20 protein-coding genes are annotated in these 23,258 nt (G+C 42.1%); 1 reads left to right on the top strand and 19 read right to left on the bottom strand.

Annotated elements, in window-relative coordinates; genetic code table 11:
* Positions 1 to 4 precede the first annotated feature (4 nt).
* The 13 genes from rlmN to AC1D7X_RS01745 all read right to left on the bottom strand — a co-directional run bounded on the left by rlmN (position 5) and on the right by AC1D7X_RS01745 (position 15,940).
* On the bottom strand, positions 5 to 1,045 hold the full coding sequence (gene rlmN / locus AC1D7X_RS01685; RefSeq protein ID WP_495454349.1) for a dual-specificity RNA methyltransferase RlmN: 1,041 nt from the start codon (positions 1,043 to 1,045) through the stop codon (positions 5 to 7).
* A 153-nt stretch (positions 1,046 to 1,198) separates the two neighbouring features.
* Positions 1,199 to 2,581, bottom strand: coding sequence for a 16S rRNA (cytosine(967)-C(5))-methyltransferase RsmB (gene rsmB / locus AC1D7X_RS01690; protein ID WP_495454348.1), 1,383 nt, complete (start codon positions 2,579 to 2,581; stop codon positions 1,199 to 1,201).
* Positions 2,578 to 3,516 carry a methionyl-tRNA formyltransferase gene (gene fmt, locus AC1D7X_RS01695; protein WP_495454347.1) on the bottom strand — a complete coding sequence of 313 codons (939 nt, stop codon included), beginning with the start codon at positions 3,514 to 3,516 and terminating at the stop codon, positions 2,578 to 2,580. Before fmt ends, rsmB begins: the two co-directional genes overlap by 4 nt.
* A 7-nt stretch (positions 3,517 to 3,523) precedes the next feature.
* Complete coding sequence (gene def / locus AC1D7X_RS01700) at positions 3,524 to 4,006, bottom strand: peptide deformylase (protein ID WP_495454346.1); 483 nt, start codon at positions 4,004 to 4,006, stop codon at positions 3,524 to 3,526.
* Positions 4,007 to 4,074: 68 nt separating this feature from the next.
* On the bottom strand, positions 4,075 to 6,618 hold the full coding sequence (gene priA / locus AC1D7X_RS01705; RefSeq protein WP_495454345.1) for a primosomal protein N': 2,544 nt from the start codon (positions 6,616 to 6,618) through the stop codon (positions 4,075 to 4,077).
* Positions 6,615 to 7,847, bottom strand: coding sequence for a bifunctional phosphopantothenoylcysteine decarboxylase/phosphopantothenate--cysteine ligase CoaBC (gene coaBC / locus AC1D7X_RS01710; RefSeq protein WP_495474528.1), 1,233 nt, complete (start codon positions 7,845 to 7,847; stop codon positions 6,615 to 6,617). Before coaBC ends, priA begins: the two co-directional genes overlap by 4 nt.
* 189 nt (positions 7,848 to 8,036) lie before the next feature.
* Positions 8,037 to 8,252, bottom strand: coding sequence for a DNA-directed RNA polymerase subunit omega (gene rpoZ, locus AC1D7X_RS01715; protein ID WP_495454343.1), 216 nt, complete (start codon positions 8,250 to 8,252; stop codon positions 8,037 to 8,039).
* A 45-nt stretch (positions 8,253 to 8,297) separates the two neighbouring features.
* Positions 8,298 to 8,879 carry a guanylate kinase gene (gene gmk, locus AC1D7X_RS01720; RefSeq protein ID WP_495454342.1) on the bottom strand — a complete coding sequence of 194 codons (582 nt, stop codon included), beginning with the start codon at positions 8,877 to 8,879 and terminating at the stop codon, positions 8,298 to 8,300.
* Between the two features lie 13 nt (positions 8,880 to 8,892).
* Complete coding sequence (gene remA, locus AC1D7X_RS01725) at positions 8,893 to 9,153, bottom strand: extracellular matrix/biofilm regulator RemA (RefSeq protein WP_006209218.1); 261 nt, start codon at positions 9,151 to 9,153, stop codon at positions 8,893 to 8,895.
* Between the two features lie 56 nt (positions 9,154 to 9,209).
* The gene (locus AC1D7X_RS01730) at positions 9,210 to 10,103 is read right to left on the bottom strand and encodes a YicC/YloC family endoribonuclease (protein ID WP_495454341.1); all 894 of its coding nucleotides are present in this window, start codon (positions 10,101 to 10,103) and stop codon (positions 9,210 to 9,212) included.
* Between the two features lie 35 nt (positions 10,104 to 10,138).
* Positions 10,139 to 12,013 (bottom strand): bifunctional homocysteine S-methyltransferase/methylenetetrahydrofolate reductase, encoded by a 1,875-nt coding sequence (locus AC1D7X_RS01735; RefSeq protein ID WP_495454340.1) that lies wholly within the window; start codon positions 12,011 to 12,013, stop codon positions 10,139 to 10,141.
* 213 nt (positions 12,014 to 12,226) lie between these two features.
* The gene (gene dapF / locus AC1D7X_RS01740; protein WP_495474529.1) at positions 12,227 to 13,063 is read right to left on the bottom strand and encodes a diaminopimelate epimerase; all 837 of its coding nucleotides are present in this window, start codon (positions 13,061 to 13,063) and stop codon (positions 12,227 to 12,229) included.
* Between the two features lie 78 nt (positions 13,064 to 13,141).
* Positions 13,142 to 15,940 carry a calcium-translocating P-type ATPase, SERCA-type gene (locus tag AC1D7X_RS01745; RefSeq protein ID WP_495474530.1) on the bottom strand — a complete coding sequence of 933 codons (2,799 nt, stop codon included), beginning with the start codon at positions 15,938 to 15,940 and terminating at the stop codon, positions 13,142 to 13,144.
* Positions 15,941 to 16,166: 226 nt separating this feature from the next.
* On the opposite strand from AC1D7X_RS01745, the gene AC1D7X_RS01750 reads away from it, so the two are divergent.
* The gene (locus AC1D7X_RS01750) at positions 16,167 to 17,933 is read left to right on the top strand and encodes an Rqc2 family fibronectin-binding protein (RefSeq protein WP_495474531.1); all 1,767 of its coding nucleotides are present in this window, start codon (positions 16,167 to 16,169) and stop codon (positions 17,931 to 17,933) included.
* Between the two features lie 178 nt (positions 17,934 to 18,111).
* Here the strand turns inward: AC1D7X_RS01750 and AC1D7X_RS01755 are convergent, their stop codons facing one another.
* From AC1D7X_RS01755 to AC1D7X_RS01780, 6 genes are all read right to left on the bottom strand, one after another.
* Positions 18,112 to 18,963 carry a PHP domain-containing protein gene (locus AC1D7X_RS01755; protein ID WP_495474532.1) on the bottom strand — a complete coding sequence of 284 codons (852 nt, stop codon included), beginning with the start codon at positions 18,961 to 18,963 and terminating at the stop codon, positions 18,112 to 18,114.
* A gap of 39 nt (positions 18,964 to 19,002) precedes the next feature.
* Positions 19,003 to 19,893 carry a selenium metabolism-associated LysR family transcriptional regulator gene (locus AC1D7X_RS01760; RefSeq protein WP_495454335.1) on the bottom strand — a complete coding sequence of 297 codons (891 nt, stop codon included), beginning with the start codon at positions 19,891 to 19,893 and terminating at the stop codon, positions 19,003 to 19,005.
* 125 nt (positions 19,894 to 20,018) lie between these two features.
* Positions 20,019 to 20,456, bottom strand: coding sequence for a hypothetical protein (locus AC1D7X_RS01765; protein WP_495454334.1), 438 nt, complete (start codon positions 20,454 to 20,456; stop codon positions 20,019 to 20,021).
* 235 nt (positions 20,457 to 20,691) lie between these two features.
* Positions 20,692 to 20,955, bottom strand: coding sequence for a YlbG family protein (locus tag AC1D7X_RS01770; protein ID WP_495454333.1), 264 nt, complete (start codon positions 20,953 to 20,955; stop codon positions 20,692 to 20,694).
* A gap of 33 nt (positions 20,956 to 20,988) precedes the next feature.
* Entirely contained in the window at positions 20,989 to 21,423 is a 435-nt protein-coding gene (locus AC1D7X_RS01775) for a YlbF/YmcA family competence regulator (protein ID WP_495474533.1), read from the bottom strand.
* A 113-nt stretch (positions 21,424 to 21,536) separates the two neighbouring features.
* Entirely contained in the window at positions 21,537 to 23,225 is a 1,689-nt protein-coding gene (locus tag AC1D7X_RS01780; RefSeq protein ID WP_495474534.1) for a helicase-associated domain-containing protein, read from the bottom strand.
* Between the last annotated feature and the right edge of the window lie 33 nt (positions 23,226 to 23,258).

Genomic DNA, 23,258 nt, shown 5'->3' on the forward strand with positions numbered 1-23,258 from the left:
TATCTCACCTCAACTCCATATGCTTGGCCCGTAGCTGTCCACAGGCGGCCGCGATATCGTGGCCCTGTTCACGACGAATGGTTACATTTACTCCATTCTCCGCAAGAATTCGTTGAAATTGAAAAATGTCACTACGTGATGTGCGTACATATTTACGTTCAGGGACATGGTTGACTGGTATCAAGTTAACATGGCATAACATATCTTTGAGAACCTCTGCGAGTTCTTGAGCATGTTCAGGTTGATCATTAACGCCCCCGATTAAGGCATACTCGAAAGATATTCTGCGACCTGTCTTAGCTTGATAATATCTTAAAGACTCCATGACGTCATCAAAAGGAAAACGTCGATTTACAGGCATTAGCTTAGAACGCAACTTATCATTCGGCGCGTGAATAGAGATCGCCAGATTAATCTGTGTGTTCTCATCAGCAAATTTGTATATATTCGGAACAATCCCACTTGTAGATACAGTAATGTGGCGTTGGCCAATATTTAACCCTTTCTCATGAATCATGATCCGCAGAAATTTCATCGTAGCATCATAATTCTCGAAGGGTTCACCCGTACCCATAATAACAATACTGCTGACGCGTTCATTTTTAGCATCCAATATTTTTTGAGCTTGGACGACTTGAGCCACGATTTCACCAGCTGTTAAATCCCGTTTCAGTCCACCTAATGTTGAAGCACAGAAGGTACAACCAACGCGGCAACCGACTTGCGTCGTTACACAGACACTGTTACCGTAATTATGCTTCATAACAACCGTCTCGATGGCATGATCATCATTTAGTGCGAATAAAAACTTCACTGTTCCATCTTTAGACTCGAACTTTGTGATTTCAGAAAGGGTTACGAATTGGAATTGATCTTCCAGCTTCTGGCGTAACTCTTTAGACAAATTGCTCATTTCTTGAAAATTGCTAACTCTTTTGACATATACCCAATCAAAGATTTGACCCGCACGAAAAGCGGGTTCACCGTTCTCTTTAGCCCACGCTTGTAGATCGTCTAAGTTGTAATCATATATAAACGGTTTCATTATTTTCCCACCTGCTTAGTTTTATTCATATGCATATCGTTTCTCATTCTTCCTATTTTAACACAAATAAAAGCAACAATAAAAGAGAAAACCCGCTAAACCTTGAGTCTAGCGGGTTAAATGAAGCTAAAAGCCAAGTTAAACCTTAACAATTTAGAAATTTCGTTGCATTCGAGTAATAAAGAACCCGTCACTTCTAAAGTGTTGAGGTAATATTTGTATACCTTGACCCTGGGATCCTGTCACCTTCTGTAATTCAGCCCATACAGAAGGTTCTTCCTTCGGATGGCCAAACTCAGGATGATTATCCAAGAAGCGTTGAATCAACTCTTCATTCTCCTGTGGTTCAATCGTACATGTGCTATATACTAAAATCCCTCCCACTTTCAAAAGTGGAGAGATTTTCTCTAATAGTTCATATTGTAAGTTTGCAATATCATCGATGTCTGATACCGTTTTAGTCCATTTCAAATCAGGTTTTCGACGAATAACGCCGAGTCCTGAACAAGGGGCGTCCAACAATATGCGATCGAAGGAAGCTTCCGGATATTTCTTATTTAACTCCAATGCATCCCCAACGGTTGTCTCGATCGATGCCAGGCCAAGGCGGTCTGCCTGTTCACGAATTAGCTTCTCTTTATGTGGATATTGGTCATTAGCAATAATTAATCCGTCATCTTTCATTAACTCAGCCATATGCACTGTTTTACCACCTGGTGCGGCACAGCAGTCCAATATCTTCATTCCAGATGTTGGTCCAACTGCTTCAGCAACTAACATAGAGCTCTCATCTTGAACAGATAAGAGTCCATCACGATACCAGTCTGTGAAGGCCATATTCCCTCCACTTTTAACGAGTATCCCTTCTGACGTTAACGGAGAAGGAATAGCTTCAATTCCTTGCTCTGCCATATCCTTCAATAACTTCTCGCGACTAATCATCGTAGTGTTTACACGAACACTAATAGACGGAGGTTCATTGTTCGCAGCACAGATCGCTTCTGCTGTCTGTTCCCCATATTGTTTGATCCAACGTTTTACCAACCACCTTGGATGTGACTGTTCTAACGATATTCTCTCCAGAGGTGTCAGACCTTCGGGCAAGATTAATTCATCTTTACCCCGCAGAACACTGCGTAACACACCATTAACCATGCCTGATATCCCTTGATGTCCACGAATCTTAGCAATATTAACGGCTTCATTCACTACAGCGTGAGGAGGAATGCGATCCAAGTACATCAATTGGTATAAACTCATTCGTAATAAACTTCGTACCCAAGGCTGAAGCTTGTCCATCCCTTTACTGACATAACGTCTCAAGAAATAATCCAACGTGTTTAGGCGCGCTATCGTACCGTACACCAATTCCGTTGCTAGTGCAGCATCTTCTCGAATAAGCGAAGCTCTCTGTAATCCAGCATTGAGCTGTAGATTACTATATGCCCCTTCTTGTTCCACCCGAGTCAGGACATCCATCGCTAATTCACGAGCTGTAAGAATATGACCTTTAGGCGGTTTACGACTATTACTCATGTAAGCACCGTTCCTTCAACCATGCTGGTTCCGCGAATGAACGCATCGACTTCCAACACTTTCTTCCCACTTGGCTGCACTTTAGTAAGCCATACCGACCCGTCGCCTGTCTTGACTTCTATGCCATGTTCACTCAATTGAAGAACAGTACCAGGAACTTTTAACTCATGTGATGTGGATTCAGAAGATGGACGAGCTGCCCATACTTTAAACACTTCACCATCCCACATTGTAAAAGCTCCAGAGAATGGAACTAATCCTCGAACTTGATTAAAAATGTCACGAGAGCTACGATTCCAATCTATTTGCTCATCCTCACGTTTGAGGTTAGGAGAATAGGTTGCTTCTTCATCGTTCTGTGGAATTCTAGTCACTTCTCCTTCGAGAAGATTAGGAAGTTCTCTTTGAAGCAAAGTTGCTCCTACGTGACTGAGTTTCTCAAATATCGTTCCCGAATTATCCTCTTCTTCAATAGCGATTTCTACTTGTGCAATCATGTCACCCGTATCTAATCCTTCAGCCATATACATAAGCGTAATACCCGTCACCGATTCGCCATTCATAATTGAACGTTGAATAGGTGCTCCCCCTCTATACTTAGGCAGCAGAGAACCGTGAATATTCACACATCCACGAGATGGTAGATCTAGCACCCCTTTGGGTAGAATCTGTCCATAAGCTGCTGTCACAATCAGATCGGGTTGGTAGGTTGCGAGCTCTGCAACGGCTTCAGGATTACGCATACGTTGCGGTTGTAATACAGGCAACCCATATTCAAGAGCAACTTCCTTCACAGGTGTTGGAGTAAGAACTCGTTTACGTCCCTGTGGGCGATCAGGCTGAGTCACAACTGCGACAACGTTGTACCCATTCTCAAGCAACATTCGCAAGCTTGGAACTGCAAATGCCGGTGTTCCCATAAATACGATATTCATGAAGCCGTCATTCCTTTCCAAGCCGTTCTGGAATTTGTTCATATACTTTCTCTGCGATATCAGTAAAGATAACACCATTCAAATGATCTATTTCGTGCAAGAAGCATCGCGCTAGAAGCCCGCTTCCTGTTATCGTTACTTCCTTACCATCTGGATCAAGACCCTTTATTGTAACAGTCTCAGCTCGTCTTACATCACCATTAATCCCTGGAATACTCAGACAGCCTTCTGGACCAAACTGTTCTCCTTCAGATGATACAATCTCAGGATTGATCAACTTGATGAGTCCTTTCTCGTCCCCTACATCTACTACAATTAATCGCTTCAATATACCAACTTGAGGTGCGGCAAGACCTACACCTTCAGCATCGTACATCGTATCAGCCATATCATTCAATAATTTCTGAACATTTGGTGTAATCTTCTTAACTTCTTTCGCCACCTGGTGAAGTACTTCATCAGGCTCCATAACAATGATGCGAATTGCCATTTTAACAAACACCTTCCTCAACAAAAGTCTAATGTATAATTATACGTTTTTATCTTATTATATGTTACTCACATTAACATTTGGGGATCTATATCTATACTAATCTGAAATATCTTATCGTGGAGCGAATCTTCAATCTGTTCCGCAGCTTCTAAGACAAGCCCAATTGCATCGATGTCCCCACGCCATTTTATCATACATTGGAATCTGTATCTATTTTTAATCCTTGGAATCGGTGAAGCGACAGGTCCCAGTACATCTAGCGCATCGGCTGTTAATTGATCGAGATTACCGAACCATCCTCGTTGTCTAGCTTTTCCTTGGAGGGTAGAAGCCATATTCTCAGCCATCCTAACAAGAAGCGGAAGCTGTTCATGCGACATCGTCACCAATATTAATCGACAATACGGTGGGTAATGAAGAACACGACGATGATTGAATTCTTCTCTGACAAAAGAGGAATAATCATGCCCACTGGCATGGATAATAGAATAGTGCTCAGGGGTATATGACTGAATTAACACCTCACCAGGCAATTGATGTCGACCGGCGCGACCCGCTACCTGGGTTAAGAGCTGGAATGTTTTCTCGGCAGCACGAAAGTCAGGTAAATTCAGCGCTGAATCAGCCGTGATCACCCCAACAAGGGTTACATCAGGAAAGTCTAATCCTTTTGCAACCATTTGAGTACCTAGAAGTACATCTGCTTGTCGATCTCCGAACTGCTTCAGGAGTTTCTCATGGGAGCCTTTTTCAGTTGTCGTATCCACATCCATCCGAATGACTCGAATTCCAGGAAACAGCTTCGCTAATTCTTCTTCCACACGCTGTGTTCCGGTACCAAAATAACGAATATGCTCGCTACCACACTCTGGGCACACTTCAGGAACAGGTTCTGCATATCCACAGTAATGGCAACGTAAATTATTCGACTTCTGATGAAACGTCAGTGAAATATCACATTCAGGACATCCAGCCACATAACCACATCCACGGCACATGACAAACGTGGAGTATCCACGTCGATTCAGTAGTAATACCATCTGCTCTTTCTTTTCTAACCTCGAAAGAATAGCTTCATGTAAAGACCGACTGAACATGGAACGATTACCTGCACGTAATTCTTCTCTCATATCAACAACTTGTACAGCAGGTAATTCATTCCCTAATGCACGTGTTGGCATTTCAAGTAGCCATGGTGAGAAATCTGAATTCGCTTGGGATTTAGCTGCATGATAAGTCTCCAAGGAAGGTGTTGCAGAACCTAAAATAACGACAGCTCCAGACTGTTGCGCACGACGTACAGCGACATTTCTGGCATGATATTTCGGACTCTCCTCTTGCTTATAAGACGTTTCATGCTCTTCATCCATAATGATTAAACCCAAGTTATCAAATGGAGCAAAGACTGCGGAACGAGCACCTACCACGACCGAAGCCTTTCCTTCACGGATTTTACGCCATTCATCGTAACGTTCTCCGCCAGATAATCGACTATGCATCACCGCAACGAGATCACCGAAACGCCCTTTAAACCGTTCCACCATTTGAGGTGTCAACGATATCTCAGGAACGAGAACAATAGCCTGTCTCTTTTGCTCCAAACAACGTTGAATACTTTGTAAATAGACCTCCGTCTTCCCACTCCCTGTTACCCCATGAAGAAGAAATACACCATGCTTATAAGAATTCAAAGGCTCTATAATCTGATCATAAGCGCGTCGTTGTTCTTCCGTCAATGTTAGTGGTGTCGTTGGTTTGAAGTGACGACCCTTATAGGGATCTCTTAGTACTTCATAATCTTCGATAGTCACATACCCTTTGTCAGCTAGACTTTTTACTGTTCCTGATGACACTTGAAGAGCAGACATAATCGTCTTCATAGCGACGGGTAGAAAGTCCTTTGAGTCCACAATAAATTGAAGTACTTCCTTCTGACGCATAGCCTTTGCTGGAAATTGATTAATAATATGGTGAGCATCTTCAATACTAACAGCCAAATGAATGCCTTTCAGCGTTTTCTTCTGCATCTTATCCTTAATAGACTGATTCTCCTGCAAAATACCTCGCTGTAGTAGAGATTTCAATATAACAGCACATTCTGGAAAAGCCCGACTTAATTGTTGCGTCGTTACTTCACGTTTTTGCTTGATGAAAGATATAATTTCCTGCTCTTCCTTATTTACGAGTGACGTCTCGGGGAAAAGTGTATCGCTATATTTATCCTTCTCCTGTTCGGAAACCTCCGAATCGTTCAAAGAAATATGACGTTCTGCTTTTCCTTTTAATGCAGTAGGTACCATAACCTGTAATGCGGTAATGTAACGACAAGCGTACTCCTGACTCATCCAATGAGCTAACTCAACAAGGTCTAGTGATAGAGGAGGAATAATATCTAGTACTTCCTGGATCGGTTTCATTTTGAAATTAGACGTCTGTGATTGTGGATCTAGCGATACTACGAATCCTTGAACTGTTCGATGACCAAAGGGTACGCCGACTCGGCTTCCCACTTCTACCCAATCTCGCATGGACTCTGGAATTAAGTAGTCGAACGGACGATCGGTTCCCCGAGCAGGAACATCGACTACGACCTTGGCTATTTGTGTCAAGAGTGAACACCACTTAATCGTTCTGCCATAATCGTCAGTAATCGATGTGCAACTTCTTCTTTAGAGAGCATTGGCAATTGTTCCACAAGGCCATTTCTATCGATAATTTGCACAATGTTTGTATCGGATCGAAACCCTGCCCCTTCTGTAGTAACATCGTTAGCTACCATCAGATCGCAATTTTTTCGAATTAGCTTTTCACGTGAATAAACTTCCACATCATTAGTCTCAGCTGCAAACCCTATTAGAAACTGTGAAGTCTTTAATTGGCCTAACTGCTCCAGAATATCGACCGTTTTCACTAGATCAAGTGTCATCACATCACCTTGCTTCTTCAGCTTCTGATTCGCTGTCATTCGCGGACGGTAATCCGCCACTGCTGCAGCTTTGATGACCACATCACACTCTTCCCACAATGCTAGAATCGCGTCATACATATCTTGGGCAGACTGAACGGGGATCACATGTATATCCGTTGGGGGTACCACATCAATGTGTCCTACCACAAGGTATACTTCTGCTCCCATATCACGAGCTACTTTAGCAATCGCTATTCCCATTTTCCCTGAAGAATCATTCGTAATGTAACGAACAGGGTCAATTCGCTCAATGGTTCCACCTGCGGTAACGATGATCTTCTTACCTTTTAATGGTTTAGGTTTATCTATCGATTCGTCAGCCGATTTATCAGCGAAAAATTGCTCTATTACTTTTACGATACTCTCAGGCTCTTCCATACGTCCTTTGCCAACATAACCGCAAGCTAATAAACCTTCTCCTGGTTCTATGAAAGATACGCCTCGCGAAGCAAGAATTCTCATGTTCTCAACGACAGCAGGATGCTGGTACATATGCACATTCATAGCGGGTGCCACCATAATAGGAGCCATTGTAGCTAATAGAGTGGTCGATAACATATCATCAGCGAGTCCATGGGCCATTTTAGCTATCGTATTAGCCGTAGCAGGAGCCACAATCACCAGATCCGCTAGATCCGCCAAATTAATATGGGAAACGACCGAAGGTTCACGTTCGTCAAAAGTATCACTGTACACCGGGTTTTTAGATAGCGACTGCAATGTGAGTTCCGTTATGAATTGTTGTGCTGAACTTGTCATAATAACATGTACATCTGCACCTTTTTGCACAAGTTTACTGCACAGCGCAGCTGCTTTATAGGCCGCAATTCCACCGGTAACGCCAAGCACTATTTTTTTACCGTTTAACATGAATACCCCCACCTTTTTATCTAGAATACATAAGAAGAAACGGCTTGCCACCCTATAATAAGGACGGTACCCGTTTCTTTTGAACATATAAGAAATTTGAAAAAAAACAACAACCTTACGGTTGTTGGGTAACAAGACTACATACTGTCATTACAGTAACCATACGTAAACTTGCTAATATAAATGAAATTACTTGTTGTTCTCTTCCGCAGTTCCTGGTTCAATAACGATTAGATCAGCATATATTTCTTCCAGTGCAATGCCAACATTTTTATTGGATTTAGGATCTTTAATCGTTGTTTTGCCACCTTCACGCAATTGTCTTGCACGACGGGACGAAGCTACAACCAACGAATACTTACTGTCAACTTTGTTCATCATTTCATCAATGGAAGGATATAACATGATAGGACACCTCTTCTTTTATTATGAAGTTCAATAGAAATAGACTTAACATCGACTACTTCTAACCTTACAATGTTCGGCAATAACAATAGATTCTATTCGTTTGCATGCTGCATCAATCTCATCGTTCATTACAGCATAGTCATAGTGTCCCATTAAACCGATCTCATCAACCGCAACCGAAAGTCTATGATCAATTGTAGCCTGACTCTCCGTTCCTCGACCACATATACGATCCTTCAACTCATCCAACGACGGCGGAAGAAGGAAAATAAATATGCCTTCTGGAAACTTCTCTTTCACTTCAAGCGCACCCTGCACTTCAATCTCCAGTATGATATCTTTACCACTCTCGAGGGTTCTTTCAACGAAATCACGGGGTGTTCCATAATAGTTACCAACATATTCAGCATATTCTAAAAGTTGATCATTCTGCATCATGAATTGAAACTCATCATGAGACTTAAAGAAATAATTCACTCCGTTCTCTTCACCAAGGCGAGGAGAACGTGTCGTTGCAGACACGGAATATACTAAATTATCCATCTTACCTCTTAACGCGTTACATACAGTACCTTTTCCGACCCCAGAAGGACCAGATAACACAATTAATAATCCTTTAGACATATTACTCTCCATCTTATTCGTCATTATCATCATCTTTGCTGGATAGACGATGAGCAACCGTCTCCGGTTGTACCGCTGATAATATGACATGATCACTGTCTGTAATAATGACAGCTCTCGTCCGGCGTCCGTAGGTTGCATCGATCAGCATATGCCGGTCTCTCGCTTCCTGGATAATCCGTTTAATGGGCGCAGATTCCGGGCTAACGATTGAAATAATACGGTTAGCTGATACAATGTTCCCGAAGCCGATGTTAATGAGTTTGATTGCCATATCTCAGTTCTTCCCCCTATACATTTGACACAACTCTGTCCGTAAATGCATGATGCTTATTCAATATTCGCTACTTGTTCTCGAATTTTCTCTAGTTCCGCTTTCATCTCAACAACACGGTTTACCAGAGGTAAATGATTAGCTTTTGATCCGATCGTGTTGACTTCCCTGTTCATTTCTTGAATAAGAAAATCTAACTTTCGACCGATACTTTCGTCCGCAAGAAGTAATTCCTTGCACTGCTTAAGATGACTTTGCAGTCGAATTAATTCTTCGTCAATATTGGAACGATCCGCATAAAGAGCAATTTCCATTCCGAACTTATATTCATCTAAACCCAATGAATGATCCTTCAGTTCAGAAAGTCTTTGTCTGAGCTTAGCTCGATGTTCCTCCACCACATGGGGTGCAAGAACTACCATCTCATCATGTAGAATCTGTAAATGCTGCAATCGTTGATCAATATCCTGTGCTAAATGAAGCCCTTCTTTGCAGCGCATGGCCTTCAAGCTATCAAGAGCCTTCCGAAGTCCTTCCTGAAGAACTTCACCCCATGCCTCTATATCCTCTTCAGCAGAAGACGAACCATCAGGGGAGAGCAGAACATCAGGAAGAGCGAGTATATCCTTCACTGTTAACTGACCTTCTAGACCATATTGGGTATGAAGATCATCAACAGCTTGCAAATACGCCTTTACGGCGGAATGATTTAATGTAGCGAATGCTGCATTTTCTAATTCCGCCTCTTTATTCATGTAAATATCAATCCGTCCGCGTTTCACGTACTGCTGTACCGTCTTCTTCAGAACATCCTCGAAGCACGTCCATTCCCGAGGCATTCTGAGTACAACTTCACAATAACGATGATTCACGGATTTGATCTCTATTTCGACCTTATATCCCCCATATTGCAGGGTAGATTGACCGTATCCGGTCATACTGAATGACATCGGCACCACATCCATTAACCTATTGTAATTGATAATTATGAACGAAACAAGGGGGTCTGCTCTCGACCAGACTTCTGCCACACATACTCCATCAATTCAACACTCATCCCATAAAACATAAAAGGAGTCATAATGTAGATTCCATTAAAGTATTTCATAGCCTCATCTATCAATTCTTTCGCAATGGTAACTCCCATCGCTCTACCCTCTTCTCCTTCAAGACCACTCATGCGTGAACGAACTTCTTCAGATAGTTGAATACCTGGTACCTCGTTATGCAAGTATTCGGCATTCCGACCACTTGCAAGCGGCATAATACCAAGGAAAATTGGAATATCCAAGTGTGCTGTAGCTTCCTTCATAGATCTTATTAACTTGGGATCATACACAGGTTGCGTCATAATATAATCTGCGCCAGCAGCAATTTTCTTCTCTAACCGTTGTACTGCTTTATCCAGATACTTCACATTTGGATTAAAAGCTGCCCCTACCACGAAGTTAGCTTTCTGCTTCAATGGTTTTCCGGAGAAGGCTATACCATCATTCAGCTGTTTGATCATTCGTATAATTTCGAAAGAAGTTAAATCATAGACAGAACTTGATCCCGGCAAATCCCCAAATTTAGCAGGGTCTCCTGTAACCGCAAGAACATGGTCGATGCCAAGAGCATCAAATCCCATTAAGTGCGATTGTGTACCAATCAAGTTACGATCTCTACACGCAATATGAATTAACGGTCGCATTCCTGTCTGATCTTGTATTAAGTAACCTAAAGCCATGTTACTCATCCGGGTCACTGCAAGGGAATTATCTGCCAATGTGAGTGCATCACAACCCGCTTCCTTCAACGCCTTTGCTCCAAGCATAAATTTATTAATATCCAGATCACGTGGAGGATCTAGCTCTACTATAACCGTATGCCGTTTCTTAACAAGATCAACAATCGTTGGTTCACGATCATCGTCTCCATCATCAGTGATGTGCTCATGTATTATATGTGGCACCGGCTGCTCTAACACGGGAGTTTTCGGAATAGGCTTGGGAATATAATTGGTTAGTGCACGTGACATCTCTTTAATATGTTCAGGAGTTGTTCCGCAACATCCCCCAATAAGTCGAGCACCCAAATCTGCAAATCGCACAGCCATTTGACCAAAATACTCCGGTGTTGCCGTATACCGAATTTCACCATCAACATAATCTGCAACCCCTGCATTTGGAAATACAGAGACGGGTATCGTTAAATGCCCCTCCAGGCTTTCAACAGCTCGTAGCAACCCGTTTGGACCTGAACGGCAATTGAAGCCAATCACATCAGCACCTTCTTGCCGTAAAATATGTAATGCTTCTGGCATCGTATATCCATCCAAAGTTCGTGCGACATCTTCTACAGCGAACTGGCATAATACAGGTAGATCACTAACTTTACGTACGCGGGATAGTGCAATCATTAACTCTTCAACATCATAGAACGTCTCTAACAATATACCGTCCACGCCTTCTGTAAGAAGAGAAGATATTTGTTGCTCAAAATGAGTCTTCAACTCCTTTGTGGAAACGTTGGTACGCTTCCCGCCACGAATAGAACCCACAGCACCCAGCACATATCCATTTGGACCTGCTGCATTTCTGGCAATCCTCACGCCTGCTCGGTTAATCTCATCTACCTTCGATTCCAATCCATACTTAGACAATTTATCATAGTTGGCAGAGAAGGTATTGGACTCCAACACCTGAGAACCTACGTCCACATATCGACGGTGAACATCCATAATGACCTCTGGAGCAGTCAGATTTAATTCTTCATAAGAAATGCCTACAGAAAAACCCATTTGATATAAAAAAGTACCCATCGCTCCGTCCCCGATCAGTACATTATTCTCCCATGCTTGTCGCAAATCCGGTTTCATGATTTCCCTCCATCCCTGTTCACAGTTTCGTATTAATGTATCACAGATTACTAGTAAAGATAAGGTAAAATCAGAAAAATAATTTAGTAAAAACGCGCCCGCTTCTTCCTACATAATGAGAGAATAGAAAAGCTTGTAGCCTAATATCTCTCGATACTCCGGGCTACAAGCTAAAATTAATATATGATAACACCTGGCATAGTGTCTCGTCTCTTACACGTCTATCTTTCCTGTATACACTACAGATGCTGGTCCTGTCATATACACATGGTTGTCATCTTCGTTCCATTCAATGAACAAGTCGCCACCCTTAAGGCTAATCACTGCAGAGCGATCAGTCATTCCATTCAATACGGATGAGACAAGCGTAGCACAGGCTCCTGTTCCACAAGCTAATGTTGGACCTGCGCCACGTTCCCATACACGCATATCCACATGTCCACGATCATGTACAGTCGCGAATTCTACATTAACCTTTTTAGGGAAGTATGGATGTACCTCAAGCGGTGGACCCCATTTCGCCAGATCAAACGATACCGCGTCATCCACGTAAATCACACAGTGTGGGTTCCCCATAGATACCGCTGTAAAATGAAACTGTTGACCATCTACCTCAAGCGGATGATTCACGATTGGATTAGCCATAAGTGTTGTTGGAATTTGAATACCATCAAGCATAGGTTCACCCATATCTACGGTTACTTTCTCTACATTTCCATCCTTCACTTGAAGGTGTACATGTTGAGCTCCCGCTCCTAACGTTTCAATCGTAATCCGATCATCCGTAACATACCCGTGATCATACACATACTTCGCCACACAACGAATCGCATTTCCACACTGCTCTGCTTCAGACCCATCTGAATTCATAATACGCATCCGAAAATTCGCAATCTCTGAAGGCAGTATATATACAAGTCCGTCAGCACCAATACCGAAGAATCTATTACATAAATTAACAGCTAACTCCCCCGCATTCTGCGGAAGCTCCTGCTCCCCATAGACAACTATAAAGTCATTCCCTAATCCGTGCATTTTTGTAAATTCCATTTCTATTTCGCTCCTCTACAGCATCTACAACTACTGTAAAATAGCATACCCTACAATCGTAGAGCGAATCTATTGATTTTATGCTGAAATCTTTGTACTTTTTGCCACGACGCGTTGTGCCCCACCACTTCTATTTTTTCTTCCTCCCCAGACACTACCAGCCCCCATCAAGAACGTCGGAATACCTGCTGCCACTAGTGTAATGGCCCATTCACGCAATCCAAGTGGAACGGTTTTGAATATAGGTTGAAGGGGTTCAATATAGAACACACCCAACATAAGAAGAATCGAAGATAGAACAGCCAGAACCAAATATTTATTCTGGAACGGATTACGATGGAACACGGAACGTGAACTACGGCAATCGAATACATGAAATAATTGGGCCATGACTAATGTGGCAAATGCAACCGATTGTGCCTTTAATAACTGTCCAGGTTGATCTGGAGCGACACGTAATGTAAGCCAAAATGCAGCTAACGTACATATCCCGATTAGAAATCCACGGCTAATAATTTTCCATCCAAGACGTCGAGCAAATATATTCTCTTTAGCACCCCGCGGTTTATGCTCCATCAAATCTTTCTCGGGTTGGTCAACACCTAAAGCCATAGCGGGTAACCCATCCGTAACAAGATTGACCCAAAGGATTTGTATCGGTAAAAGCGGTAGTGGAAGAGCAAGCATCATTGCAAAGAACATCGTTAAAATTTCCCCCACATTTGAAGCCAATAGATAGCGAATAAATTTACGGATATTCTCATAAATGTTACGCCCTTCTTCAATCGCAGCTACAATCGTAGAGAAATTATCATCACTCAGAATTAAAGATGATGCTTCCTTAGTTACATCGGTTCCCGTTATACCCATGGCAATACCGATATCAGCTGCTTTGATCGCAGGAGCATCGTTCACTCCATCCCCCGTCATAGCTACCACATGACCTTTACGCTGTAACGACTTAACGATGCGAAGCTTATGTTCTGGAGATACTCGTGCATAGACATAGATATGGTCTACCTTCGCATCCAGTTCATCATCACTTAATCGTGACAATTCCTGTCCAGATACAGCGATTCCACCCCTAGGCAGAATGCCCAGTTGTTGAGCGATAGCTTCCGCTGTCGTGCCATGGTCACCTGTAATCATTACCGTCTTAATCCCAGCGCGGCGACATGTTGCTATGGAGTCTCTCACTTCACGTCTTGGTGGATCAATCATCCCAGCAAGTCCGACGAAGATGAGTTGTGATTCAGCTTCTGATTCGCTGGCTACTTTTTCTTGCGGACGTAATTCCCGATACGCCGTACCTAGCACTCGTAGTGCACCAGAAGCCATTTCTTCATTTGCAGTCAACACTTGCTTACGCATCATCCCTGTGAATGGAATAACCTTTCCTCCCCACAGGATGTAAGAACATTGGTTCAGTAACACATCAGGTGCTCCCTTGGTGTATAGGAGTCTTCCTCCCTGATGATTCACAATAACAGACATAAGCTTTCGTTCCGAATCGAAAGGGAACTCTTTCTCACGTGTATACATACTTCCTAGCGAATGTGGAGACATTCCCATTTTGGATGAAAGAGTTACAAGCGCCCCTTCTGTAGGGTCTCCCTTTAAATCCCATGAAGATGAAGTTCCGCTCTCCTCTTTCAACTTCTTCTTCCCACGTGTCTCTTCAGAAACGTTCTCTACAATCTCAGAGTTATTGCACAACGCACTGATCTGAAGTAATCTACGCAGGCTTTGATCATTTTTAATGTCTACAGGACGTTTTCCTTCTAGAATTTGTCCAATCGGAGCGTAACCGTCCCCTGTAACCTCCAAAGATCTACCGCCTACCCATACGGACGTAACAGTCATCTTATTCTGAGTTAACGTTCCTGTCTTATCCGAGCAGATCACAGATGCACACCCAAGGGTCTCAACAGAAGGTAATTTACGAACGATCGCTTTACGTTTAATCATCCGTTGTACACCAAGTGCCAACGCCACTGTAACGATAGCAGGTAATCCTTCAGGAATAGCAGCAACGGCCAAACTGACTCCAGCTAGCAACATCCCCATAGGGGGCTGTCCGTGTAAAATACCTGCAGCCACGACCATAATGGTCAATGCCAAAGATAGAATAATCAGAATTTTACCAAGCTGTTCTAATCGATGTTGTAAAGGCGTTTCCATGGATTCGGTATTCTGGATCAGATCAGCGATTTTACCCATTTCCGTGTTCATCCCCGTACGTACAACAATCCCCTTGGCCGTACCACGAGTCATCATTGTACCCATGAACCCAATATTTTTCTGATCGCCGAGCGGTACGTCTTCTTCACTTATGACTTGGCAATGTTTCGTAACGGGTAAGGATTCCCCCGTCAGTGCAGATTCCTCAATACTACAGCTGCTTGTCTCAATCCAACGCACATCGGCTGGAACTCGATCGCCACTTTCTAATAAAACAACATCCCCAGGTACTAAGAGGCGCGTTGATATAACGTCTAATTTGCCTCCTCGTAATACTTTGGCGCTTGGTGCAGATAACTGTTTGAGTGCACGAAGCGAACGCTCTGCACGAAATTCTTGAACAAATCCCAGTACACCATTTAAAAGAATAATAGCAATAATCGTTATAGCGTCTAAATATTCACCTAATAGCCCAGATATTAGGGTTGCCCCCATTAATACAACAACCATGAAATCTTTGAATTGGTTCAAAAAGAGAATAATAGGGGAGATACGTTTTCCTTCGGTCAACTCATTCAAGCCATTCTTCTCCCTGGCTTGTTTCACTTCCTCTTCCGTGAGGCCTTGTTGCGGTTGAACACCCATCACATGCTGCAGTTCTTCCGCATCCATCTGATGCCATTTTTTCAATTCCATGCTATCCGTTCCCTCCCGGTCTATCTGCAGTTTCGGTGGAGCAACAGCTTTTCCACCTGTTATAACGTAATAATATTCGGACAGGGGTTAAAATATCACAGACTAGCCCCTTAAGTTTTTGTCCGAACTATGGCATCATAGAGAAAGACCATATTAAACGAGATACAACAAGCACAACTCAAATGATGGAATCATGCTTATTCATGATAGATGGGAGATATAGATTATGGCATTAGATGGGATCGTAACAAGGGCTATTGTACAAGAACTACAAGTATATAAAGGTGCCCGCATTAACAAAATATATCAACCAAATAACCGCGATATTCTTTTCACTCTGCGTTCTAGAGAAGGGAATTCTAAATTATTACTCTCGGTCAATCCGACTTATCCTCGCGTACAAGTCACATCAAAGAGCTTTCTGAACCCCACAGAAGCACCTATGTTTTGTATGTTGATGCGTAAACACTGTGAGAGTGGCACGATCGAAGATATTCAACAAGTAGGGATGGAGCGAGTGATACACATCTCTATTCGTCAACGGGACGAGCTTGGGGATGTATCCTTGAAGAAAATAATTATTGAGTTGATGGGTCGTCACAGTAATATTATTCTGATGGATGCTTCGACCGGGATGATCTTAGATGGGATCCACCATGTCACGCCTGCGATAAGCAGTTTCCGCATTGTCATGCCAGGTGTCGCTTATACAGAACCCCCAGAACAAAATAAGCTGAATCCTCTTGAAATCGATCAAGAGACATTCACGCAAACTTTTAATGAAAAAGAAACAGATCAAGAACCTATCTCTTGGATTGTCGCTTCTTTCAGTGGGATTAGTCCATTAATTGCACAAGAGATCGTATTTCGCGCACGTCAAAAGCTTGATGTAGCGACAGCGGTAGAAGGAATGGATCCTCTGATTCTATGGGAGGCCTTTTCCCAGGTCATGGAATCTGTAAGGCTCCACGATTATCATCCTGTCATCGGGACTAATGCTAAAGGGAAGTTAGTATTCTCTGCTATCCCTCTTATGATGGTAGATGGTGAGGTTACCCCTTACAATACCATCAGCGAATGTATGGAGGAGTTCTACGGAGATAAAGCCGAACGGGATACGGTTAAGCAGAAGGTAAGTGACCTACTTCGGTTTCTCACCAATGAGCGAACCAAGAATATTAAAAAGCTTGATCATCTAAACGAAGACTTACTCGAAGCTGGGGATGCCGATCAATATCGGATCTGGGGTGAACTTATCTTTGCATCCCTTCACACGATCAATAAAGGGGACTCATCCGCTCAGTTAATTAATTTCTATGATGAAGAACAGGCGACGATTACGGTCCCACTTGATCCGCTATTAAGCCCTTCTGATAATGCACAACGATATTTCAAAAAATATAATAAATATAAAAACAGTCTCGTTATCATCGATGAACAGTTGCAGAAGACTCGCGAAGAAATTCGATACATGGATGAATTATTGCAACAACTCGCCCATGCTTCCATGAACGACATTGAAGAAATTCGTGAGGAATTGGTTCAGCAGCAATATTTGCGAGATCGAAGTAAGAAGAATAAGAAGAAAAAAGTCAAAAAGAAAACAGATCGCCCTACGTTGCATGTATTTACTTCTTCAGAAGGAATCGATATTTACGTGGGTAAAAACAATCTGCAAAACGAGTATGTTACGAATCGTTTAGCTGGTCCAAATGACACTTGGCTGCACACGAAAGATATCCCAGGCTCACACGTTGTCATTCGTAGCGAAGAGTTCGGGGAAGCTACTCTTGAGGAAGCTGCTCAGTTAGCGGCCTATTACAGCCAAGCCAAAGAATCAAGTAGTGTACCTGTCGATACGACGTTAATCCGTCATGTACGTAAACCAAGTGGATCGAAACCTGGTTTTGTCATCTATGACCATCAGAAGACCCTATTCGTAACCCCTGATGAACGACGTATTAAGCAATTGGCAAGTATCATTAAGAATTAATAACGAAGAGTTAATCAAGTAGATGAAGAATGTATCATTACAGCTGCGAGACATTCGAACCAAAAGAAGGACCTGACAGAGAGCTATTCCGTCAGGCCCTTCTTTTAGTTATACCAGATTGAATCCTATTCATCTAACTCCTTAACCGTACAACAGTTAATCCGCAAATGTGCAATTCTCAGTCTTTCCCCTTCAATTGCTCCAATACATCTACCGGAACCGTAACGCTTCCGATATCACCATGAAATACGACACCTTGTCTTGCACCGTGGAAATCCGAACCACCTGTAACGATAAGGTCATATTCCTCTGCCATTGCCTGATAGCGTAACTCTTCCTCTTCCCCATGATCAGAATGATAGACTTCAATCCCAGCAGGATGAGCGCTCTCAATCATGTCACGAACGAGAATATCATCTTTATATAACCCTGGATGAGCTAGTACAGGTGTGCCCCCTGCTTCCCTAATCCAACGACAAGCATCTTCAGGACTTATACGCGGTTCCGATACAAAGGCTTGAGCTCCTTCTGCTAGATATTGATCGAAGGCATCCCGCATATTCAATGCATAACCCTTATTAACTAATACATCAGCTATATGTGGACGCCCAATACTCTCATCAGGGAGTAACGGACGACCTAACCCTTGAACAACTTCATCTAAGGTAATAGTGATTCCTAACTCCTGAAGTTTACCTATAATTTTCCCATTGCGTAGCTGCCGTGTCTCACGCAGTTCTCCAAGACGAGAGAGAAACTGGTCATTTTTGTAATCCACGTAATATCCGAGCACATGAATATCTTTCCCCCCAGCACGGGTGCTGATCTCAACACCTGGCACGACAACTATATTGTATTGTTTGCCTGCTGCCAGGGCTTCTTCAATTCCAGCTACAGTATCATGATCAGTAATAGCTAGAGCAGCAAGACCTTTCTCTTTAGCTAACTGAACATTAACCTTAGGGGCTTGCATCCCATCAGAAGCTTGTGTATGCGTGTGAAGATCGCAGCGTCCTTGCATTTGGTACATCTTAACCTCTCCTTCATTATCGTTATGGTCTGATCGATTTTATTGTTGTTGTCTTAAAAAGGAAAGAAAGGTCACTGCCGAAATAGGCAGCAGGGTTGACTTCAAATGTATAGCATAAAATTTCCGTTTAAACTCTACATGATGAATATCAATAATCTTGACCAACCCTAGAGCTGTCTCGTGTTTCACCGATGAAGGGGACAACATGGTAATACCTAGTCCCGCTTCAACAGCAGACTTCACAGCTCCGGTACTTCCCAACTCCATCACTGTCTGAATGTGATCTGGATTATAACCCTGCTGAAGTAATTGATCTTCCATCACTTGACGTGTCCCAGATCCCTGTTCACGTAACACAAAAGGGTATTGCAATACTTCTTCCAAATTCACTGCATCTCTTGTAGACAGGGGATGCCCAGCAGGAACAATCAATTTTAACTCATCTTGCATGACAGCATCGATTACCATATCCGGATGTTGAATCGGCGCTTCAATAAGTCCAAAACTAAGTTGATGTTTACATATTTCCTCGATTAGTTGTGTCGTATTCATCACTTTCATCATGATATTGATTTGAGGGTATTGCTGACCGAAAGGTCCTAGTAACCTTGGTAACACATATTCACCTATAGTTAAACTAGCTCCAAGCTGTAGTCTTCCCTGTAACATATGAGCAAAGGAAGACATGGCCACATCTGTCTCCCTAGCAATCTCAATACTTTTTTGTGCATAAGGAAACAGCGCCTTTCCTGCTTCGGATAATTCAATTTTTTTGGTAGATCGATTAAGTAGTTTTGTCCCGTAATACTCCTCTAACACTTGCACCTGCATAGTTACAGCTGGTTGTGTCATATGAAGCACTTGTGCGGCGGAGGAGAAGCTCCCACGCTCAGCAACGGTATGGAATATATGAAGCTGGTGAAAATTCATAACTTACCTCCCCCTCTTCGTGATTCTATTTTAATTGTAACGGAACATATGAAATCACACAAAAAAAAACATGCAGTCACATAGCTGCATGCTAAAATTACACGTAAATCAATAGATTTCTAGTTTCACTTACGTTTACGGGTATTCTTAATCAGAGTCATCCTACGCGTATGTCTCAACCAAGAATAATATGTTTTTAAATCTCTTAATTCGATCGTCTCTGACATTCTTCCTAAGTAAGTAACAATAATCATCTTATGAAGAGGATTCCCCGTGAGATCCACTTCATTCTCAAGTTCGGTAAACTCAGCCACAACGACTAGATCTTCATCAATCAAATAAACGTCTTGTTCATTACGATAATACGGTGTAATCCGATTTTGCTTTAGACATTCCCACATCCATGTTGCTATCTTATCATAATCTGTCTCTCCACCTTGAACCCGATCCATATATCGAATTCTCGCATGGCTAGTGATGACGATGTCGGCTATCCGCTTATCACCTAGAACCACATTAAAGGGTTCATATGTGCTCCAACGTTCCATCTCCTTGTCGCGCATGCGTATCACTCTCCACCATATAGGTCTTTATGTCTATTTATTTATGTATTTATACCTATCATATTACATTAAATACCTATGATTCACAAGCTAGTTTCCAACTGTTCTCCAACAAATGAGATCCGATCATAATATAACTGTATAAATTTAAAAAAACGGCCCTTCACAGGGCCGTATGATCGTCATAGATAAAAAAGAGATGGTGAAATATAATTAACTCACTTCTAAAGTAATTCTAAAGACCGTAATAACTTGTTTTATCAGGGATATCACTGCTATATTCAGTCTGAATTTCGTTACGATATGAACGTTCAATCTTACGTACATAGGAAAGCCGGCGAATGTTCTTAGAAACTTCCTCTGCACGGTCTGCATTGACATACATTACGACGTAATGCATTTTTTTGGATATATAATGAACTGTTCCGTATTTCTCAAGATTCCTAGCCGCTTTCAAATCATTTACCCAAATAATATAACCTGTTCGTTCTGCAAACATCTTCTTTCCACCTTTCTTTCTACAACTTCCACTCTATCCGCAAGAACATGAACCACCACTTCCGCAACCTTTGGGCTGTGGATCATTACTAGGAACTTTGATGGTATTCGATACCGAGAATGCTATAGTCTCAGACATTTGATGGAGCAAATCATCGAGCCTTTTCTCTGCCCAATGGAAATTCCGAACTTCCTCAAACATCTCAAGTTCTGTTTCCACCGCATGTACAGCATCTTTGGCCGCATGATAATCGGGATGAAAATGCCCAAAACGCTGGGTTTCATCAAACAATTCCTTCTTAGCGGCTAATTTCTTCACTAATGACTGAATACCCTCATTAGCATCAACTTGCTTCTTCCAATATAGATAATCTGACACATCGACAGACTGATTAATCAAATCGCCTAATTCATAGGCGTACATCAACACTTGTGCCATGTCGACTGTTTGTAATTCTGATACGCTCATGAACTTCACCCTCTACTATAAAAAATTCTACTATCTTTCTTCGTAGACTATTTCATCATATCATATCAAACACATCTTATGAAGGGTTTTCCATTTCGTGTCATATGGTTTTATTAGGTGAAATTAGGCACAATCAATCTTATTTCATTCCAATCACTTGGAGACATTTGAGTTCGTTCATATTTCTGCAGGTGAGCGTTATATAATTCTCCTGATATCTCATAAGGATTGGTTGTAATATGTAACGGAATGAAGTCTACTTCGTTTCCTTCCAGAGATAGCTTCACACTAGTCTTCCACAAGATAGCTTGTTCCATTAATTGAATTCCTGTCGACAAATGGTAACTTCTGAAATCCTTAATCCACATCTTCGGAATGTGTTCCATGCCTTGAAATAATGTCTCACGTAATGGTTGATCATCATCCACTCCCACTCCCTGCTTACCATAATCATCTTTATAGAAACTTTGTATTTCATAATTATCTGTTTCATTCTCGTATTGTACTATCCACTTATTCTCAACACATGCTCTATCCAATAACTCTCCTTCATTCGTATCCTTAGCCCATTGTCTGATGGCCAATGATATATGTTCCGGAACTCCCATCTCAGCATGCTCCGTCATGAAAGAGATCATCTCGTTAACTCCTCCCCCTTTTCTCACTGCTTGCAGAATACTGGCCTTTGTGAGTCGATAGATCGATGTGCGATCACTCTTATGGATTTCTGTAAACATCATGAGTTTCCACCGTAATCGATAGGGAACATCCGGTAATACAATAATATCGAAGTCAGGTTGTACATAGAATTTACTTATCCTCACATCAGGAAGTATGGTTAAACTCCCCTTATCGAAAACACTGGCATCACGTACTTCATCTGCAGAAATTCGCCATCGATAACAAATACGGTGATCTGGTAACATCCCTACGTCCATCCAGCCAAAGCCTGCAAAAGCATATAGCCATGCATTAGCTCGTGTCCTCATTTCGTATAGCTGTGAAGGTTCTACCATCTGTTGCTGAACCATCCATTCTAAAAGAAGTTCCATTTCAACCCACTGTCCTGATACAAATGGTGGTTGACAGATGGAACACCATAAATGTTGCATTTTTGAATCCTCTGAAGCATATCGCTCGATTACTATTTTTAGTAAAATGTTGGTCATTTGCGCCGTATTCCTATTTATCCAAGTATATAGTACCTTCTTTCGAAGAACGATCTGTCTTGGTTCTCTCGTAACTAATTGCAAGTCATGGAGTAAATCTAAGATAAGGTTAATATGTAATGGGGCATTTTCATCATTAGATACTTGTAATGTGAGCCCCTGTAAATCCTCACACTCTAGATTTATTCTATCTGCGATCTTCTGGATACTTTTCTTATGTACAGTACCTTTAGAGGTAAGTGGAAGTTGTTCAGTTGCGATAAATACCAAGGCGTGGAACACATCTAGAGCTAGCCCAGGTTTAGCCTCCTTCATGAGAAGCACGTCTTCGTTCATTTCTATATGTTGATGTGTGTATAACATGTGGTGAAGCACCGCTAGATGGTCCATTGGGATATAATATAACCGCTCTCCCCATGTGTTCATAACAGCTTTTATGTATCCCTTTTCCCTAAGAATCAAAAACGCTAGGAGATGCTCCGCCCCAGTGTATCCTTCCATTCGCAATTTCATGAAACTTGCATCATCGAAAGATTGACCAGCGAAACAAGCATAAGTTCTTCTCAGTATTTCTAATTCCCTAGAACGTAATGAATTTGTACCAACGACCTTTTCATTAGGATCTATATTCATAGAAAGAACCCTCCTCCCTTACCTAATCAGCTG

Source organism: Paenibacillus sp. Y568 (assembly GCF_059445545.1).

What these genes read in the sequence shown, in the direction of transcription:
- AC1D7X_RS01765 (WP_495454334.1), bottom strand. Translation starts at nt 20,456, where the DNA reads ATGCGCGACAAGGAGATGGAACGTTGGAGCACATATGAACCCTTTAAT.
- coaBC (WP_495474528.1), bottom strand. Translation starts at nt 7,847, where the DNA reads ATGTTAAACGGTAAAAAAATAGTGCTTGGCGTTACCGGTGGAATTGCG.
- AC1D7X_RS01730 (WP_495454341.1), bottom strand. Translation starts at nt 10,103, where the DNA reads ATGTCATTCAGTATGACCGGATACGGTCAATCTACCCTGCAATATGGG.
- AC1D7X_RS01770 (WP_495454333.1), bottom strand. Translation starts at nt 20,955, where the DNA reads ATGTTTGCAGAACGAACAGGTTATATTATTTGGGTAAATGATTTGAAA.
- dapF (WP_495474529.1), bottom strand. Translation starts at nt 13,063, where the DNA reads ATGGAATTTACAAAAATGCACGGATTAGGGAATGACTTTATAGTTGTC.
- fmt (WP_495454347.1), bottom strand. Translation starts at nt 3,516, where the DNA reads ATGAATATCGTATTTATGGGAACACCGGCATTTGCAGTTCCAAGCTTG.
- AC1D7X_RS01760 (WP_495454335.1), bottom strand. Translation starts at nt 19,893, where the DNA reads ATGAATTTTCACCAGCTTCATATATTCCATACCGTTGCTGAGCGTGGG.
- remA (WP_006209218.1), bottom strand. Translation starts at nt 9,153, where the DNA reads ATGGCAATCAAACTCATTAACATCGGCTTCGGGAACATTGTATCAGCT.
- AC1D7X_RS01780 (WP_495474534.1), bottom strand. Translation starts at nt 23,225, where the DNA reads ATGAATATAGATCCTAATGAAAAGGTCGTTGGTACAAATTCATTACGT.
- rsmB (WP_495454348.1), bottom strand. Translation starts at nt 2,581, where the DNA reads ATGAGTAATAGTCGTAAACCGCCTAAAGGTCATATTCTTACAGCTCGT.
- AC1D7X_RS01750 (WP_495474531.1), top strand. Translation starts at nt 16,167, where the DNA reads ATGGCATTAGATGGGATCGTAACAAGGGCTATTGTACAAGAACTACAA.
- def (WP_495454346.1), bottom strand. Translation starts at nt 4,006, where the DNA reads ATGGCAATTCGCATCATTGTTATGGAGCCTGATGAAGTACTTCACCAG.
- gmk (WP_495454342.1), bottom strand. Translation starts at nt 8,879, where the DNA reads ATGTCTAAAGGATTATTAATTGTGTTATCTGGTCCTTCTGGGGTCGGA.
- rlmN (WP_495454349.1), bottom strand. Translation starts at nt 1,045, where the DNA reads ATGAAACCGTTTATATATGATTACAACTTAGACGATCTACAAGCGTGG.
- AC1D7X_RS01735 (WP_495454340.1), bottom strand. Translation starts at nt 12,013, where the DNA reads ATGAAACCGGATTTGCGACAAGCATGGGAGAATAATGTACTGATCGGG.
- rpoZ (WP_495454343.1), bottom strand. Translation starts at nt 8,252, where the DNA reads ATGTTATATCCTTCCATTGATGAAATGATGAACAAAGTTGACAGTAAG.
- AC1D7X_RS01775 (WP_495474533.1), bottom strand. Translation starts at nt 21,423, where the DNA reads ATGAGCGTATCAGAATTACAAACAGTCGACATGGCACAAGTGTTGATG.
- AC1D7X_RS01745 (WP_495474530.1), bottom strand. Translation starts at nt 15,940, where the DNA reads ATGGAATTGAAAAAATGGCATCAGATGGATGCGGAAGAACTGCAGCAT.
- AC1D7X_RS01755 (WP_495474532.1), bottom strand. Translation starts at nt 18,963, where the DNA reads ATGTACCAAATGCAAGGACGCTGCGATCTTCACACGCATACACAAGCT.